Raw genomic sequence first — 16,309 nt, forward strand, 5'->3', positions numbered from 1 at the left:
CAGCTCGCCGGGGGCGCCCTGCCGTACACCGTCTTGTACGGCGTACCCTTACCGCACGAGGGCCGGCGCGCTGAGCGCGCTCGCGTCGGTCATCCCCGCCTGGACGCGCGCGTAGAGGCCGCACGCCTCGCCGGCGATGAGGTAGACGCCGTAGTTGACCGACTCCCGCCGCTCGTTCTCCAGCGCGGTGAAGTACCGCTGTGCGATCCACCGGCCCTCGCGCGCCTTGGCCAGGGAGGCGCGCCAGACGTGATCGGGCGTGTGGCGCCCCAGGATCACCTCTTCTCCCTCGGCGCCGTAATCGCTCTTCAGGACCCACTCCTCGCGCTGGGCGAGGAGCAGCTCGGGGTGCACCGTCTCCAGCCGCGACGTCACCGGGATGTAGCGCTCTATCACCGACTGCGCGTGCGGCGAGAAGCGATGGATGTGCTCCCACATGAACGCCATCGACCGCTTGTTCTGCGGCAGCACGGCGCCGAGCGGGTTCAGGATCGCGACGCGCCCGTCGGCCGCGGCGGTGAGCACGGCGCCGAGCGGGCCGACGAGCGGCTCCGGGTCGGGGATCTGCTCGTCGGTCCACACGCTCGATCGCTCTCCCCACCAGTCCGTCTTGTAATGGCGGAGCAGCACCGAGAACGGGAGATCGAACAGCGACAGGCCGCGCTCGTCGTGACCGAGGTTGTACGGCGAGCCGAGGATCACCGCGTGGCCGCGCTCCTCGAGCCAGCGCCGGTAAAGGCGGATCACCGAGAGATCCTCGGTGAACTCCGTCGGATACACGAAGCCGACGCGCCGCGTCGCGGCCTCGCCGAGCAGCGCGCGGGCGACCTCCTCCACCATCGCGCAGAACCGGCCGCCCAGCTCGCGGTTCGGGTCGCGCGCGCCGGGGTGGTCCGGCGCCGCGAGCGCGCTCAGCACGACCGCCTCCGCCTCGCCCGTCGGCGTGTCGCAGTTGAGCTCGGCGATCGCGGGGCCCTCGTCCGTCAGGAACACGTCCGCGCGCGCGATGCCGTGCCACAGCGGCTGTGACGAGAGCCACATCGCCTTCTGGCAGGGGGTGAGACAGAAGAAGTCGTCGAGCAGCGCGGGCTCGTCCGCGACGAGCAGGCAGAGCTCGTTGTAGACGGCCGCGACCTCCTCGGCCGCCCGGTACAGGGCGCGCTGCTCCGCCGCCGTGACGAACACCGGCTCCTCGCGGAAGCGCGGCGCGCCGTCCACCCACGGGTCGGTGATGAGGCCCGTCTCGACGATCTTCGCGGCGAACGCGTCGTACGCGCGGACAGCGTCGCTCATAGGAGGCGCGCGATGGCGATCGCGGTCGCGAGGTAGGTCGCCGCCTCGAGGGCGCCCATGCCCTCGTTGCGCTCGGCCGCGATGCCGGCGTCCAGCCGGCCGCCGCGCAGCGAGAGCGGCGCGCCGAGCAGCAGGCTCTGTACGAGGAGCTGCCGGACGGGGTAGAGGGCGAACAGATAGAGCAGCACGCCGCCATAGCCCTTCAGCGACACGAAGAGCCCCTCGAAGTCGCCCTCGAGCGCCCTCGCGATGAGGATCGCCACGGCGATCGTGGCGCCCGCGTAGCTCAGGGCGGCGGCGAGGTTCTCTCCCTGGATCTGCTCGGCGTCATCGTAGGTGGTGAGCGCCCGGAAGAGCGAGATGAACACGTGCAGCGTGACCTGCGCGAGCAGGAAGAAGCCGAGGGAGATCGCGAGATCGCCGAGGTCCTTCCCCGCGATCGCGCGCGACGTGATGAGCCCGGTCGCCACGTAGTGCGCGCCGGCCGCGAGGCCCGCCGCCGCGTTGCCCCGCTCGATCTCGGCCGGGAGCCGCGCCCTGAGCAAGAGCCGGATCCCGAGCTGGCCTGTCGCGATCACGAGGAGCAGCCCCACCACCGCGAACGCGCTCACCCAGAGCAGATCGCGCGCGAAGCCGGAGCCGTCGAGGCAGTTCTTGACGGCGTTCGCGGCGACGAGGAACACCGCGAGCACCTGGCCCACCGTGAGCAGCCGGCGCGCGGCGTTGCCCTCGGCGAGGTCGCGCGCGACCGTGTGCGCCGGCGAGAAGATGCGCTGCCCGATGCGCAGGAGGGCGAGCAGAGCGAGCGTGGTGCCCAGCCCGAACCCCATGACGTAGGACAGTTCCATGGCCCCGCACGCTACAGAACGCGCCGCGCCGTCACAAGACCCAGCGCGGTCGGCGCGCGGCGCTCCGGGGCCTTGCGGGTTTGCGGGGCGGACCGCCCTTTGTGATATGGGTAGGCCTTCCGGGCGAGGGCGGCCCGGCTCCCGCGGCGCACCCATGGTCGAACCTCCTCGCGACTCAGCCACCCAGGGCATTCAGGGCATTCAGGGCGTCTTCGCGCGGCCCTACATCGACCTCGAGCCGTACCTCGATCTCTCCGCGCTCGACGAGATCCACGAGGAGATCTGCCTCGGGCTCACGCAGGTGCCGATCGACTACACAGGCGGCAGCCACCGCGCGATGGGCATCATGCCGCCGTCGCGCGTCGGCGAGGCGCTCGCCGACTACGGCGAGGTGATCCGCGGCCTGAGCGACGAGGATTTCCGCACGTTCCAGCGCCTCTCGGACGACCCCTCCGCGATCGACGTCTCCGCGCGCGACGCGCTCGAGTTCGGCGAGGAGCGCGAGCTCCCGCTCTCGCGGCGACAGATGCTGTGGCTCAAGTTCCGCCACGGGGTCTACTTCCCCTGGAAGGTCTATGTCGAGCTGATCCCGAACCGGTACTGGAGCGACAAGAGCCGGAGCGAGGGGAAGGACTTCACCCGGCTCGCGCGGTCGTTCTTCCCGAGGACGATCGCCCACGTGAAGCGACTGCCGTTCTCGTCGATCGGGCGCTGCAACATCATGGGCCTCGAGGCGAACGACCACGGCACGGTGCACCGGGACGGGGAGGGGATGCGCGGGGAGGGGACGCAGGGCGAGCCCGACCACTTCATCACGCTGTGTCCTCTGGGCAACAAGCGCCTGTTTCTATGGGACGAGCAGGCGCAGCGGAAGACGCCTGTCGCCGGCCGGGCTTACTGGTTCAACGATCACGATTACCACGGCGTCGAGGCGGATCCCTTCTTCAGGTACTCGCTGCGCATCGACGGCACGTTCGAACCGGGGTTCCTCGAGGCGCTCCGGCGCGACAACGGCGTGAGGCCCGCGCCGCCGTCGCCGCCGTCGCCGCCGTTGGCCGCGCGCGCCCCTGGCGACGCCGAGGAGGCCGCCGCGTGAGCAAGCTGGATGAGCCGTTCGAGCGCGCCGAGGTGCTCGACAAGCCCGGGATCGTGGGCGCGCGCTGGTGGCACCAGGGCCTGGCGGACGCGCCGAAGGACGCCTCGCGGCGGAGCGCGATCATGATCGCGCTCGGCGCCGTCGGGCTCGCCGGGGTCGCAGCCGCGATCGCGGTGGCGGCGGACGGGTGCTCGGACGACGACACCGAGGTCCAGAGGAAGCGCGCGCTCGACATGCAGCGGAGCTTCGGGTGGAGCTTCGGCGCGGCGCAGGAGAGCGTGACGTTCGACGGCGAGTCGAAGAAGCCGTTCGACCAGGGGGCGCTCGCGAGGATGTCCACGGACCTGAGGCCCGTGGACGAGTCCCTGCGCGCCTATTACGTGCCCTCGCTGTTCGAGTCGCCGTACGCGGTGCCCACGCTCGTCCCCCAGGGCGATCCGGCGCCCGTGACGCCGCTCGGCACGGTGCTCCGGCCGATCTTCACGCCGGCGATGGACAGGGCGTACCGGAGCGGCAAGGCGCTCGCGTCCCTGCTCCTCGCCGCCCGGACGACCAGCGGCCTTCGTCGAGACATCGCGGTCATCGTGGACCTGGACGGCCCCGAGTCGGTGGCCTTCGCCGCCGGCGCCGCGGAGGCGTTCGAGCCGGTGTTCACGTTCGACAACTGGCCGCACCCGCGCGGCGTCGTCAAGGCGCACCTGACGCTCGCCGCGGCGGCGTATTACCAGCCGCTCTTCGCCCGCTCGCAGCAGGGCCCGCGCGCGACGATGTTCGTGCTCGATCGCCAGCGGCTCTCGGCCTATTCGGACGACGCGACGCAGTTCGACAACCGGTATGTCGCGAGGCTGCCGGCGGCCGATGCGCTCTGGGATCGGGGGATCCGTCACGTGCTCTATGTCGTGCCCACCCCGGCGGATACGACCGAGTCCGACGACCTCAACGATGACTTCGTCGCCTACCGGATGCGCCAGATCGACGTGGGCCTGATGGCCGCGGACATCTTCTCCGCCGATCCCGCAGAGGCGAGCCCAGCGAACGCCACCGAGGAGTGGCCTCCGTACTATTATGGCGGCCGCGCCGCGTCGCACGGATGGTTCTGGGTGGACTATCCGTGGGGCCCGCCGCCCCGGCCCGCTCCGGTCGAGCCGGCCGTGCGGCGGCCGGGCAAGCAGTACATGCCAACGTCGCGCGCGACGCCGTTCGCGAGCAGCAGCGCGCTCGGCGGGGCGCAGGCGACCCCGGAGACCTTCGGGACGGTGCCTGTCGTCGTGGCGCTCGGCACCGGCGCGATCCTCGGCGCGGCGCTCAGCCGCAGCGGCTCGTGGAACCGGGCTTCGGGCGGGTACGGAGGCTGATCGTGGAGCACTCGATCTTCGCGATGGAGGTCTGCGCGCGCATGGACCCCGGCAGCCCCCTCCAGCGCACGCTGCACGAGTCGATCATGGGCCATTGCGAGACGATGAGCCTGAACCAGAAGTGGCACCAGTACCGCCGCGCGCAGGTGGCGCTGCTCCAGAACCTGAACCTCCTCGAGAAGGGGTGCTGGGATTACTTCGACGACGACTCCCGCGCGCTCAACGATTACGGCATGTGGTCCCGCGGCATGATCACCGAGGAGGGCGCGCGCAAGGGCCCTTCGGGGACGCCCGACGTGTACCGCGGCCAGCCGCGTTACCTGACCTTCACGATGGCGTTCTTGCTGGTCCAGGGCTCGCCGACCGATCGGATGCTCCGCGCGGTCTGCGACGTCCCGAAGGACCGCCTCTGGCGCCGCGACGTGTTCGGCCACATCCTCCAGAACCTCGGACACGTGAGCTTCGCCAGCGTCAAGTCGGACGTCATTTACCTGATCCCGCGGGACGAGGGCTGGGCGCTCACCGCCGAGGACCTCAAGGATCCCAAGTTCCACTACCTGCGGCAGATCGTGTAGTCTTGCAGGACTGCCGCTCGATGCCTGTCCATAAATTCGCAGCCAGCAGCGGGCACAGGCGAGTACGATGAAGGCGGCGTAGTTGCCGAGCGTCTTCCCGTCACGCGTGGCGAAGCGGCGGAAGGCCTTGAGCGGGTTGAACGGGCACTCCACGGCAAAGCGATGCGCAGACCCGAGGCGTCAACGATCAGATGGATCTTGCTGGAGAAGCATCCACTCGGCAGGGAATGTCATCGATTACAGCTTTGCAATGCTATGGCGCGCTCCATGAGTCCACCTACCACCTGCTCGACTGTGGCATTGAGGCACCAGTTGTAATGGTCGTTGTAGTCTGAGGTCCACGCCGATCCGCTGATATTACAGCCGCGCTTGAGATTGTCATTCTGTTGTGCTACGGCTCCGCTCGCGTATTTCCCGCACGTGGCTGCGTCGGCTGCGCGGGCAATGTGTGCGGGGAATTGCATAACAGCGAGACCAAAGGTTACGGCGAGTGCAAAATTGAGCGGCTTGTTCATGGCTTTCTCCATTCTCCAGTTCAGCAGATTAACCGATGGGCGTGCGAAGCTCGGCATCGTGCCCGATAGGCAGGGATGCAACGGCCATGCCGCGCGGGGCACGCATGGTTGTTCGTGCCCTACGCGCGAGCCTTTGGCCTACTCTTGCTGATTGGTAGAACGTTCTCAGGACATCAAGTTGTAGGCGCGCGTCGCCATAGAAATGCGCTCAGTCACCGTTCCATGGTCTGGAGCAAAGAGAAAATCTCTGCAGCGATCCGTAGAGTAACTGCAAACGGCGAAGTTCCAGCCATTTTCTCTCCGCGAGAACCAAGCGTTCAGAGGGGGAATCCTGCGTGGTCGATGTGGCAGGATCGCCCCCGAGATGCGGTGTCTAGCTGCGAATTGGCGGAGGTTGCAAGCTGACAGAAGACATGTTTACGGACCTTATTAGAACCACGTCTCCCAGCGCCCGCGGTCGATCTCCGCGGCGTGGACCGTGGCGGAGATGCGATCGCGGTCGCCGGGGAAGGGCTGTATCTGGTGCAGCCGGTAACTGTCGATGACGAGCGCGCCGCCGGCGCTGTAGCGCGCAACGAGGCTGCGGGCGGAGGCGGCCTCGCCGCCCGGATCGTCGCGCCCGTCATAGAGGACGTCCCACAGCTTGAGCCCGCCGTCCGCCTCGGGGAGGTCCAGCATCACGACGACGGTGATGGCGCGGCGCCGCCGGGCAAGGTGGTAGTCGGAGAGCCCCTCCGTGTCGAAGTGGACGACGCCGCCCTCGCGCGCGACCTTCTCTCCGGCAGGGAAGATGTGCACGCCGGGCCCGCAGAAGCCCCGCCGGGGCTGCGCGAGCCCGCCGGTGAGCGCCGCGACGAGCTCGCGCATCCGGCGCTGGAGGCCCGGGAGGTGGCGCTCGACGCGCGTGTCCGAGGCGGCCGCGTCGGCGAAATAGAGCCGCGAACGCCCGGTCTCCAGGTGCGTGTAGAAGGCGCGCCCCAGCGAGAACTGCTCGCCTCCGAAGTCGGCAGTCCACTCGGCGCGGGCGGCGCGGACGCCGGCGACCAGCGCGGCGCGCTCCTCCTCGGAGAACACGCGCGGTATCTCGAGGGCGAAGTGGCGGTCGAGCGCGTCGACGGGCGGCGTGCCCGCGCGCGGGGAGGGGGAGGAGGCCCCGCGGAGATCGAGATCATCGAGCCGCCGTACGGAGGCGCGGCGCGCGGTGGGCATGGCCAAACCACCGTTAGCACCCTCCGAGGGGGCCAGCCAACCAGCGGCGCGCGGCCGTGGACGCGACCGGGCGCCGGCCGCGACGCCCGGCGAGCCGGCCGGTTTTCCGGCGCGCGCCAACAGGCTCCGGGCCGGCGAGCCGGCCGGTTTTTCCGGCGCGCGCCGCCGGTTCCGGGTTACAGTGCCGGCGCGGAAGCACCTTTTTGCGAGCGAGGACAGCGATGGTGTCGGGCAGGCGAGGGGAGAAGCGGCAGGAGCAGCAGGCGTTTGCGCTCAAGGGCACGATGCCCGCCATCACGATGCTCTGTCTGAAGACGGCGGACGTCTCGGCCATCGAGCGTCAGCTCGCCGACCACATCTCGCAGATGCCGCACTTCTTCCTGCACCTGCCGATCCTGCTCGACCTCGAGGCGCTCGGCGACGAGCACGTCGACCTCGGCGCCCTCGCCCAGGCCCTCAGGAGGCACAACCTCGTGCCCATCGCGGTGCGCAACCCGACCGACGCCCAGCGCGAGCGCGCCGTCGCCGCCGGCCTCGGCGTCCTGCGGACGCCGCTCTCGCGCTCGACGCGCCAGCCGTCGGCCGAGGGGAACACGCCCACGCCGGCGCCCGTGGCCGTGGCGTCCGCGGCCGCGGAGCGCGGGTCGGCCGGGTCAGCCCCGGATCGCGGCCCCGCCGGGCCCGCCCGGCGCCAGCGGGAAGCCGCGCCGCCGCCCGACGCGGCCGAGCCGCCGCCCGCGGGGCTCACCGTCCGGCACCCCGTGCGCAGCGGGCAGGTCATCTATGTGCCTCACGGGGACCTCGTGGTCCTCTCGCCGGTCAGCTCCGGCGCGGAGCTCATCGCCAACGACAACATCCACGTCTACGCCCCGCTCCGCGGCCGCGCCATGGCCGGCGCCCACAACAACGCGGACGCGAGCATCTTTTGCATGAGCCTCGAGGCGGAGTTCGTCTCGATCGCCGGCCGCTACCTCATGGCCGACGAGATCCCCGACGAGCACCGCGGCAAGCCCGCCCGCATCTCGGTGCAGAATGACGGCCTCGTGATCACGCGGCTGTAGGCGATCGCAGGTCGTCCGGCGGAGGTTCACCGCCGAAGGCCGCCCGCCGAGCCGTTCGGGGCGCTACGGCTGGCCAGCCGGGGCGAACCGCCCGCCGGGGCCTCGCCGTCGCGGGGCACGCGATCCGCCTGCACGAAGCACCACCCGGGACGAGCGCGTTCGTACGGGCAGCCTTCGCCGCCCTTCCGCGGCTCGCACAGGGCAGGGGTCGTTCGGTTCGAACGATCTCCGCCGGATCGGACGTGGTCGGCATCTCGCGTCCGGACCACCGCCGTCGCAACGATGACAGATCCCGACAGGCGCGATGGGACGATGGACGAACCCGGTGTTCCCGCAGGCTGGCGTCGCTGGAACAAGCACTGATCGTCCAGCGCGACTACCCTGAAACAAATCTACGAGCCGAAAAATCTCTTGCACCGTTGTATTCGTGGAATAGCTTACCGCTCGCTGTCACGCAGAGCTCCGCGGAGCGCGTGACCGCCTTCGGGCCCGCGGAGGTAGGTGAGCCGGCGATAGACGTCGTTCCAGCCCATCAGCCGATGCGGAGCCGTGCGCCGGGAGGGATGCTCGGCGTGAGATCGTTCATCTGTGGTGATAACGGGAGGTTTCCATGAATAAATCGCTTGTCTCTCTTATCGTCCTTGCTTCCGCCACGCTCTCCGCCGGCGCGATGGCGCACACGCTCGAGTACGATGTCACGATCCAAGGTGGCTACGAGCTCAGCGAAGCCAACACGTTGAAGTGCGATCCTTCCGTCTACATCGACGACGCGGAAGGTGAGTACCTCGGCTATCCGGTGGAGTTCTGTGCGCGCGCCTGTAAGGTGGTGTTCGAGGGGGATATACTGGGTAGCTCCAACTTCTACTGGCTGCAGAAGTTGAACACCGGCAACTACGATTGCGAGGACCTCGACAAGAAGCCGAGCATTGGCTTTGTTGTCAATGATCGTAACAAGCGCAGCTACCTGTTCTTCAGGAATTCCAAGAAGAGGGTTCAGCTGCTTGTGGGGAGCACGGACCGTGAAGGTAACATTTCTGCCTCGGTTAGCTTCAAGGGGCTCGACAACGTCAATTACGAGTTCTATGGCGAGGCTCTGAGCTTTGGTGAGGGTCACGACGCGGTCGACGACGAGGGCGAAGAGGTCGACGATACGGCGACCGGCGACTGATCCTCGAAGCACGATCCGGCGCGCCGCAGATCGACGGCCGGCCGGAGCTCCCGGGGTGCACACGGGAGCTCCGGTGACCGGCGGCAGCGCGCGCCGGTCCCTGGCGGGAAGGGAGTCGCCGGCTTTCGCCGGCGACTTTCCCTTTTTGTGCCAGGCCTCTGCCGCACGACCGCGCGGTCGCCGGGGTACGCCACCTGGAGGCACGACGATGCAACAGCACAGCACAAGAACAAGCTTCCTTCATCGGTCCTCTGGCAGGCTCCTCCTGCTCGCCCTCGTGATCGCGGCGGCGGTGTTGCTGCTCGCCCGTCCCAGGACCGAAGAGACCCTCTCCGCGAGCAGCGAGGACGCTGGAGGCGAGACGCGGAGGCCACCGTCCACCTACCGGAACCGGGCCATCCTGAGATCCCCCGCGCCGTCTGGGCCGCGCGAGCCCGAGAGCCCGCGGATCGTCGGCGACGTCTACGACACGGAAGGCAACGCGCTCGCGGGCGCGACCGTCGTCGCAGCGACCTTCGAGGTCGCCGGCAACATCCCCTCGACCGCGCGCGTCGTGAGGAGCGACGAGCGCGGGCGCTTCGAGCTCAGCCTGCCGGACGGGACGTACCAGCTGAAGGCCGATCTGGCCGGCTACGGCCCGACCAACACGGTCGCGCACAGCGGCGACACCGTGAGCCTCGTGCTCTCGAGGAGCGGTGTCATCACCGGGCGCGTCCTCGACGAGCGCCGGGAGCCGGTGCGCCGCTTCACCATCGATGTCCTCTCCGCCATTCCCGATGACGTGCCGGCGCCGCCGCCGATGTACTCGCAGACGTTCGATAGCCCCGATGGCACCTTCCGCATCGACCAGATTCCCCCCTGGGACGTGATCCTCAAGGCCACGGCCGAGGAGCGCGCGCCGGCGTTCTCCGAGATGCTCTCCGTCGAGCACGGCCAGACGGGCACGGTGGAGCTCGCGCTCTCCCGCGGGTGCGTCCTCTCGGGGAGGGTGGAGGACGCGCAGGGCACGCCGCTGCCGGGCGTGTTCGTCGACGCCGAGTCGCGCCTGGGCACCGGGTCCCTGAGCGAGCAGGCCCTCCGGTCCTCGGCCGACGTGCAGCAGACGCAGACCGGCGACGACGGCACGTTCCGGCTCGAGCACGTGCCCACGGGGGACGTCCAGGTGCGCGCCTACGACGGGAGCCATGCGGTGACCACGGTGGCCTTGAACATCTCCGATTGCGGCAAGGTGGAGCCGGTCAAGGTGGTCATGTCCTCCGGCGGGAGCCTCCACGGCGTGGCGCGCCGGGAGGACGGCTCGCCGATCCCCCACGCCAAGATCACGCTCCTCGCCCGCTCCGTCGGCTTCGTGAACGTGGTGGCCGATGAGGAGGGCCGCTATCGCATCGACGACCTGCCCGCCGGGATGGCGCGCGTCGAGCTGCGCGACGGGAGCCGGTCGACCATGGTGTCCGTGAACGTCAAGGAGGGCAAGACGGTGAAGCGCGACATCTCGATCTTCGGCGCGGGGACCGGCGAGCTCCGCGGGCGCGTCACCGCTGGCGACAAGCCCCTCGCCGGGATTCGCCTCCTCGTCGCCACGAACCGCGGCCGCAAACAGGGCTTCGAGCGCCACACGTCGGTGACCGACAAGGACGGCAACTTCCGTGTGCCCTCGCTCGCCGCGGGGGCTTACCTGGTCACCGCCATGTCCGCCTCCGTGGGCCGGGGCATCCAGGTCGCCGAGGGCGCCGTCGAGACCGTGAGCCTGGACGTGACGCCGGAGCCCGCCTCCGAGGAGACGAACTGAGCTGCGGCGCCCCGGTGGGCCGGCGCCGTCACCTCGGACGGAGCTCGACCAGGACGAGCAAATACTCCGGCGGGTTGTTCGGCGTCAGCTTGGCGTACGGGTTCCTCAGGGTGGGGAACCCGGTGAACCGCTTCGTGCTGTACTCGCCCCAGGACGGGTTGATGAAGAGCGGTATCACCGGCGCCGTCTGCACGAAGATCATCTGCAGCGCGTCCAAAATGCGCTTCTGATCGGCGGGATCCGTCGCGGCCTCGAACGCGTGGAACAGCGTGTCCGCCTCCTTCGCGCCGAAGCGGTGCCAGTTGCGCGCGGCCATCTCGCCGACCGGCTTCATGAGCTCCGCGCTCATGAGATCGCGGTAGAAGTTGTACGGCGTGGGCTCCACCGTGGTCCACCCCATCGACATATCGAACGCGCCCTTCTGCAGCGCCTCGTGGAACGCGCTGAAGTCGTACGTCCTCATCGACGCGTCGATGCCCACGCTCTCCAGGTTCTGCGCGATGATCTGGACGGCGCGGACCCAGTCCGACCAGCCGCTCACCACGTTGATCTCGAAGCGCAGCGGCTTGCCGTTCCTCGTCCGGATCCCGTCCGCGGCCCTCGGGTAGCCCGCCTCGTCGAGGATCTGATTCGCCCGCTGCACGTCGAGCGTCACCCAGTCGCCCGCCGCCACCGCCTTCTCGTTGCGGAACCGCTCGTAGGAGTCGTCCAGCCCCGTCGCGTCCGCGGCGTGCGTGTAGTTGTCGGCCGCGAGCTTGACGATCTGCTCCCTGTCGATCGCCATGCTGATCGCCTTGCGCACGCGCACGTCGTCGAACGGCTTCTTCGTGGAGTTCGGGTACAGCGTGGCCGTGCCGCCGACGAGCGGGAACCAGTAATGATGGTTCGCCGGGTCCTTCTCGACGAAGACCCGCTCGATGTCGGGCACGAAGGCGCCCGCCCAGTCGATCTCACCGTTGATGAGCGCCAGCATGACCTGATCGTTGCCCGGGTACGCGGGGAAGCGCAGCCCCTCGACCGCCGGCTTGCCCTCCTGCCAGTAATTCGGGTTCTTGCCGAGCTCGTACACCTGGTTCTGGAACGTCTTCACCTCGGTGAAGGGGCCCGTCGCCACGGGGTTCTCGTTCGCGTACGTCACCGGGTCGGCGACGTCCTTCCACTTGTGCTCCGGCACGATCGGCTGGTGGCCGATGTAGCTGAGGCCCGGGACATAGGGCCGCTTCAGCGTGAACTCGACGACGTTCTCGCTCTCGGCCGTGACGCCGCCGAGGAACTTCCATATCCCCGACAGATCGAGCGCCGGGTGCTTCCTGAGGAGCGCGAACGTGAACGACACGTCCCTCGCCGTGAACGGATGCCCGTCCGACCACTTGACCCCGGACCGGATCGTGAACGTGAGCTTCTTGTTGCCCTCGCTCCACGCGTGCTTCGTCGCGAGCCACGGCGTGTACTCGTTCCTCATCGTGTTGTAGATGAGGAGCGGCTCGTAGATGCCGGCGACGGTCGGGAATCGCGAGTTCCCCTCCGGGAGCAGGGGATTGAAGTTGCGCACCCAGGTCGCCTGCTGCTCCCTGGCGATCGTGACCATCGCGGCGCCCTTCGGGGGCGCCTCCGCCGGCAGCGGCGCCGGCGTGGACGCCTGCGCCCCCTGGTCCGGCGCGACCGGGGTGGCCTCCGCTCTCTCCTTGGACGAGCAGCCCGCCGCGCCGCCGGCAGACAGGACCAGCGCCGACAGGATGAAAGCGCGACGGGGAACGGCTCGATTCACCCCAGGCATAAGGTTCTCCACACGCGCGATTCCGGCTCCCCTGCGATGATTCATTGCAATGGAAACACTTCCGGCCTGGCCTCCGCCGAGGCGTCACCGCGAGGCGCCCGCCCCAAGGTGCCTCGGTCGAGGGCTTCATCCCCGATTTCACACTCTATCGGTGGATGTGCGAGCATGTCAACTTACCCGATTTCTGGACCTCCTCGCGCCGTATCGAGAAACTGGCGGCGGCCCGGCATCGGACCGGGCGCCGGAGGCTCGGTCGCGTCGAGCCCCTCCAAGGAGCGGACCGTGACCACCCCTCTATCACGACGCCTCGTCGATCTGAGCCACACCGTCGAGCACGGCATGACGACGTACAGGGGTGTGCCGGCCCCGGTGATCTGCGATTTCCTCTCGCGCGAGCGGTCGCGCGCGGTGTACGCGGAAGGTGTCGAATTCCACATCGGCCGCATCGACATGGTCGCGAACACGGGGACGTACCTGGACAGCCCGTTCCATCGCTATGCGGACGGGAAGGATCTCGCGGACCTGCGGCTCGAATCGCTCGCCGATCTGGACAGCGTGGTCGTCGAGGCGCGGGACCGGTCCGCGCGGGCGATCGACGCGGACGCGTTCGACGGGCTCGACCTCGCCGGGAAGGCCGTCCTGGTGCGCACCGGCTGGAGCGCGCACTGGCGCACCGATCGCTATTTCGAGGGCCATCCGTTCCTCACGCGGGAAGCGGCGCAGCTCCTGGCCGGCGCGGGGGTCGCGTTCGTGGGCGTCGATACCTACAACATCGACGACACCGCCGACCCCACGCGGCCGGTCCACTCGATCTTGCTCGGCGCGGACATCCCGATCTGCGAGCACATGACCGCGCTCGACCAGCTCCCCGCCGCCGGAGCCCGCCTCTTCGCGGTCCCGGTGAAGGTCCGCGCATTCGGGACATTCCCGGTCCGGGCGTTCGCGATCCTGTGAGTCGTGCGGATCGCGGGATCGCCCGATCGAGCGACGGCGGCGTCGCCGCATCGCCGCGAGCGGCTCATGGCCCGTCCAGCGGGAAGAGCTGCAGGTTCACGACGACCACGCGCTCGGGTGGCCGTGACTCGGCGATCACCGCGCGCATGTTCTGGTAATAGCTCACGTGGAGCTCTGACAGCTTCGCGAGGTCGGCCTCGGAGACCGTGAAGACGTTGAACGAGAAGCGCCCCTCCGCCTTGCGCGAGAGCCGCTCCAGCCCGACGCCGGCCCAGAAGCACTTGAGCCGGTGCTCGGCGTCCGGGTCGGCGCGCGTGTCCACGGTCCGGATCGGCGCGACGCTCCACCGCCCGCGGCTCTTGCGGATCTGGCCGGCCTCGGCGAGCCGCTCCAGGCAGCGCGCCTCGTCCTCGGCGGGGAACCCGAGCCGCCGCGCGATCCACCCCGGCTCGTGCCGCGGCAGCGCCCGGTACGACGGCATCTCCAGGGCGAGCAGGATGGCCGGCAGCAGCGGCTCCTCGTAAACGGCGCGGCGCTGCGCTTCCAGCGTGCGCCACGCCGCGCTCACCGCGGGGAGCGCCGCCGGGTCCGCGAACAGCGCCACGAAGTCGAGCAGGCGCAGCGAGCACGCCTCGACCATCCGCAGGAAGTCCGGCAGCCGCGGCTCGGCCTCGCCCGAGAGCCAGCGCGCGACAGCGTACCGGCTCCTGCCCGCCCGCCGCGCCACGTCCACGATGGGCGACATCCCGCGCATCTCGCTCAGGAGCGCCGCGACGCCCTCGGCCGACGCCGGGTCGGTGTGCGCGAGCCACGCCGGCAGCGACGGGAAGAAGCGCCCCACCGCCCCCGCGACGTCGACACCAGCGCGCCGCGCCGCCGCGAGGAACGTGGCCGCGGTGGGCCACCGCCGCCCGGACTCCCACGTGTAGACGACGTTGGTGCGGAAGCCGAGCCGCCGGCTGAAGGCGCGCTGCGAGCGCCGGCCGCGCAGGGCGCGGATCAGCTCCTGCGCGAGGGATTCGTGGTCCATGTCTCGCAGGTTCGCACATCCATAGGCCTGTTTGCGGTATGGAATGTGCGAAGCTGCCCTGGCGCGGGTCGGTGAGCGAACGCAAGGTAGGCCGCAGGAGGTCTTGATCATGGGCGAGCGGCGTTGGCTTTCTTGGGCGGTCGCGGCGGTGATGAGCGCCGGGCTCTTCGGGTGCGGCGAGGGCAACCCTCAGGGCGGCCAGATCGGCGGAGTTCATGCCGGCGAGGGGGCGTGCCACGAGGAGGCGGAGGCCATCGCCGCCGACGCGGAGACGGCGCTGGGCTTCTCGGCGCAGGACGTGGTGACCGCGCTGTCCGGGGAGCGCTCCGCCCCGCTCACGTGGGCGAAGGGAGGCAGCACGACAGCGACGCTGTCGCTGGGCGAGATCGTCTCCGCGAGCTTCGTCCGGTCCACGACGCCGCCGAGCAGCGGGTCGGGCGGCGCCGAGATGGCGCTCGCCCTCGACTGCGCCGATCACCTGCAGATCCAGGTCCCTCTGGCCTTCTCGACGGAGGACGGCGCGTTCGACGAGACGTTCACGGTCAAGCTCAGGGCCCTGCAGGTCAGCTCGGCGAGCTTCACCCACCGGATCGATCTCGACGCGCTCCAGGGAACGTACGAGGTCACCGAGGTGGATCCCGCGGAGTTCAGGGAGGTGATCGTGTACCTGAACGGTAACTTGAGCAGCACCGCTGTCGACGGCGTGATCAGCGGGGTCGCCGAGACATTCCCCACCAGCGACGGACCGGATGGATCGGTCTCCGCGCGGATGTTCAACGTGGCGGACTTCTGAGTCGAGGTCCGCCCTGGGGGCGTGGGGGCGAACTTGCGCCGGAGGGGGGCAGGCGGGGGAGGGCAGACGGTAGGGGGACGGGAGGGCCTGGCGGCGCATGCATCCACCGCCCGTGTCCGTCATCAGCTCGAGGGATGCGCCCATCGCGCAGCGCCCCTCCATGATAGGTTGTGCTCATGCTCTGGCCGCACCTCCCATCCGGCGTCGCGCGCGGACCCGGCGGGAGGCGCCCTCGCACCGCCGCCGCGCGCCGCGGCGGTCTGGCCCGCTGCGCCGGTGCTCTCGTGTCGCTCTCCTGGCTGGTGGGGTGTCACCCGTTGCTCGGCGAGCACCGCGTGCCTGTCGGCGTGGAGGTCTTCCTTCCGGAGCAGAGCGGCGGCGCGTGCCGCGTCCGCGAGGGCGGCGACGTCCTCCAGGTGGACCCGGGGGACCGGCCGCCGGTCCACGTCGAGGCCAGGCGCGCGGGTCGCGGCGTGGTGCGTTGCGAGAACGGCGACATCGCCCTGGTCGTCGCGCCGATCGCGCAGCTGACCGTGAAGGGGCCCGCCGTCATCGAGAGCGACGTGGAGCTCGTGGCCGAGGCCCTCACCGCGCGCGGGGAGCCCTTCGATCTCGACATGGTGTCATCGCAGAGCGTGACCTGGAGCCACCCTGATTTCCTCGCGGTCAAGCCGCCGCGCTGCGGCCACATGGCGGCGCTGTGCAGCGGCTTTCTGGGCAATGGCACCCTCATGCGCGCCTACCCTCTCCACGAGCGCTGGGGCGAGGGCGATATCGTGGTGCGCATCGGCGAGGCGCGCGCCTCGCTGCGCGTGGTGACGCCGCGGGAGCGGTGAGGGGAGCGCC

Annotated in this window: 15 protein-coding genes; 9 read left to right on the plus strand and 6 right to left on the minus strand. The window is 69.7% G+C overall.

The genetic code is table 11. The features are described from left to right. Nucleotides 1-48 precede the first annotated feature (48 nt). Nucleotides 49-1,293: a glutathionylspermidine synthase family protein gene (locus WME96_RS16925; protein ID WP_437291150.1), complete on the minus strand. Its 1,245-nt coding sequence runs from the start codon at nucleotides 1,291-1,293 to the stop codon at nucleotides 49-51. Then, nucleotides 1,290-2,141 carry a DUF350 domain-containing protein gene (locus WME96_RS16930; RefSeq protein WP_437291151.1) on the minus strand — a complete coding sequence of 284 codons (852 nt, stop codon included), beginning with the start codon at nucleotides 2,139-2,141 and terminating at the stop codon, nucleotides 1,290-1,292. Before WME96_RS16930 ends, WME96_RS16925 begins: the two co-directional genes overlap by 4 nt. Before the next feature lie 154 nt (nucleotides 2,142-2,295). Between WME96_RS16930 and WME96_RS16935 the strand changes: the two genes are divergently transcribed. From WME96_RS16935 to WME96_RS16945, 3 genes are read left to right on the plus strand one after another with little or no spacing between them, the layout of a single operon-like run. Beyond that, nucleotides 2,296-3,237 carry a hypothetical protein gene (locus WME96_RS16935; RefSeq protein ID WP_437291152.1) on the plus strand — a complete coding sequence of 314 codons (942 nt, stop codon included), beginning with the start codon at nucleotides 2,296-2,298 and terminating at the stop codon, nucleotides 3,235-3,237. Further along, nucleotides 3,234-4,592 carry a hypothetical protein gene (locus WME96_RS16940; protein WP_437291153.1) on the plus strand — a complete coding sequence of 453 codons (1,359 nt, stop codon included), beginning with the start codon at nucleotides 3,234-3,236 and terminating at the stop codon, nucleotides 4,590-4,592. The genes WME96_RS16935 and WME96_RS16940 overlap by 4 nt, the downstream gene beginning before the upstream one ends. A gap of 2 nt (nucleotides 4,593-4,594) precedes the next feature. Beyond that, on the plus strand, nucleotides 4,595-5,167 hold the full coding sequence (locus WME96_RS16945; protein WP_437291154.1) for a hypothetical protein: 573 nt from the start codon (nucleotides 4,595-4,597) through the stop codon (nucleotides 5,165-5,167). Nucleotides 5,168-5,397: 230 nt separating this feature from the next. Here the strand turns inward: WME96_RS16945 and WME96_RS16950 are convergent, their stop codons facing one another. Both WME96_RS16950 and WME96_RS16955 read right to left on the minus strand, forming a co-directional pair. Further along, nucleotides 5,398-5,682: a hypothetical protein gene (locus WME96_RS16950; RefSeq protein WP_437291155.1), complete on the minus strand. Its 285-nt coding sequence runs from the start codon at nucleotides 5,680-5,682 to the stop codon at nucleotides 5,398-5,400. A 429-nt stretch (nucleotides 5,683-6,111) separates the two neighbouring features. Next, on the minus strand, nucleotides 6,112-6,891 hold the full coding sequence (locus WME96_RS16955) for a hypothetical protein (protein WP_437291156.1): 780 nt from the start codon (nucleotides 6,889-6,891) through the stop codon (nucleotides 6,112-6,114). A gap of 221 nt (nucleotides 6,892-7,112) precedes the next feature. Between WME96_RS16955 and minC the strand changes: the two genes are divergently transcribed. The 3 genes from minC to WME96_RS16970 all read left to right on the plus strand — a co-directional run bounded on the left by minC (nucleotide 7,113) and on the right by WME96_RS16970 (nucleotide 10,909). Beyond that, nucleotides 7,113-7,952 (plus strand): septum site-determining protein MinC, encoded by an 840-nt coding sequence (gene minC / locus WME96_RS16960; RefSeq protein WP_437291157.1) that lies wholly within the window; start codon nucleotides 7,113-7,115, stop codon nucleotides 7,950-7,952. A 610-nt stretch (nucleotides 7,953-8,562) separates the two neighbouring features. After that, complete coding sequence (locus tag WME96_RS16965) at nucleotides 8,563-9,120, plus strand: hypothetical protein (protein WP_437291158.1); 558 nt, start codon at nucleotides 8,563-8,565, stop codon at nucleotides 9,118-9,120. Between the two features lie 208 nt (nucleotides 9,121-9,328). Continuing rightward, a complete protein-coding gene (locus WME96_RS16970; RefSeq protein WP_437291159.1) occupies nucleotides 9,329-10,909 on the plus strand; it encodes an MSCRAMM family protein in 1,581 nt (526 codons plus the stop codon). 28 nt (nucleotides 10,910-10,937) lie between these two features. On the opposite strand, the gene WME96_RS16975 is transcribed toward WME96_RS16970, so the two are convergent. After that, entirely contained in the window at nucleotides 10,938-12,677 is a 1,740-nt protein-coding gene (locus tag WME96_RS16975) for an ABC transporter substrate-binding protein (protein ID WP_437291160.1), read from the minus strand. 291 nt (nucleotides 12,678-12,968) lie between these two features. On the opposite strand from WME96_RS16975, the gene WME96_RS16980 reads away from it, so the two are divergent. After that, nucleotides 12,969-13,640, plus strand: a complete 672-nt coding sequence (locus tag WME96_RS16980) for a cyclase family protein (RefSeq protein ID WP_437291161.1) — start codon at nucleotides 12,969-12,971, stop codon at nucleotides 13,638-13,640. A 64-nt stretch (nucleotides 13,641-13,704) separates the two neighbouring features. On the opposite strand, the gene WME96_RS16985 is transcribed toward WME96_RS16980, so the two are convergent. Continuing rightward, nucleotides 13,705-14,670 carry a DUF4423 domain-containing protein gene (locus tag WME96_RS16985; RefSeq protein ID WP_437291162.1) on the minus strand — a complete coding sequence of 322 codons (966 nt, stop codon included), beginning with the start codon at nucleotides 14,668-14,670 and terminating at the stop codon, nucleotides 13,705-13,707. A 109-nt stretch (nucleotides 14,671-14,779) separates the two neighbouring features. Here WME96_RS16985 and WME96_RS16990 point away from each other — a divergent pair, with 109 nt between their 5' ends. Both WME96_RS16990 and WME96_RS16995 read left to right on the plus strand, forming a co-directional pair. Continuing rightward, the gene (locus WME96_RS16990) at nucleotides 14,780-15,463 is read left to right on the plus strand and encodes a hypothetical protein (RefSeq protein WP_437291163.1); all 684 of its coding nucleotides are present in this window, start codon (nucleotides 14,780-14,782) and stop codon (nucleotides 15,461-15,463) included. A gap of 284 nt (nucleotides 15,464-15,747) precedes the next feature. After that, a complete protein-coding gene (locus WME96_RS16995) occupies nucleotides 15,748-16,299 on the plus strand; it encodes a hypothetical protein (RefSeq protein WP_437291164.1) in 552 nt (183 codons plus the stop codon). The last annotated feature ends 10 nt before the right edge of the window (nucleotides 16,300-16,309 follow it).

The organism is Sorangium sp. So ce406, from assembly GCF_051474675.1.
GTDB lineage: Bacteria > Myxococcota_A > Polyangia > Polyangiales > Polyangiaceae > Sorangium > Sorangium cellulosum_G.

Coding starts and splice junctions, on each gene's coding strand:
- WME96_RS16925 (WP_437291150.1), bottom strand. CDS start 1,293: ATGAGCGACGCTGTCCGCGCGTACGACGCGTTCGCCGCGAAGATCGTC.
- WME96_RS16930 (WP_437291151.1), bottom strand. CDS start 2,141: ATGGAACTGTCCTACGTCATGGGGTTCGGGCTGGGCACCACGCTCGCT.
- WME96_RS16935 (WP_437291152.1), top strand. CDS start 2,296: ATGGTCGAACCTCCTCGCGACTCAGCCACCCAGGGCATTCAGGGCATT.
- WME96_RS16950 (WP_437291155.1), bottom strand. CDS start 5,682: ATGAACAAGCCGCTCAATTTTGCACTCGCCGTAACCTTTGGTCTCGCT.
- WME96_RS16955 (WP_437291156.1), bottom strand. CDS start 6,891: ATGCCCACCGCGCGCCGCGCCTCCGTACGGCGGCTCGATGATCTCGAT.
- minC (WP_437291157.1), top strand. CDS start 7,113: ATGGTGTCGGGCAGGCGAGGGGAGAAGCGGCAGGAGCAGCAGGCGTTT.
- WME96_RS16965 (WP_437291158.1), top strand. CDS start 8,563: ATGAATAAATCGCTTGTCTCTCTTATCGTCCTTGCTTCCGCCACGCTC.
- WME96_RS16970 (WP_437291159.1), top strand. CDS start 9,329: ATGCAACAGCACAGCACAAGAACAAGCTTCCTTCATCGGTCCTCTGGC.
- WME96_RS16985 (WP_437291162.1), bottom strand. CDS start 14,670: ATGGACCACGAATCCCTCGCGCAGGAGCTGATCCGCGCCCTGCGCGGC.
- WME96_RS16990 (WP_437291163.1), top strand. CDS start 14,780: ATGGGCGAGCGGCGTTGGCTTTCTTGGGCGGTCGCGGCGGTGATGAGC.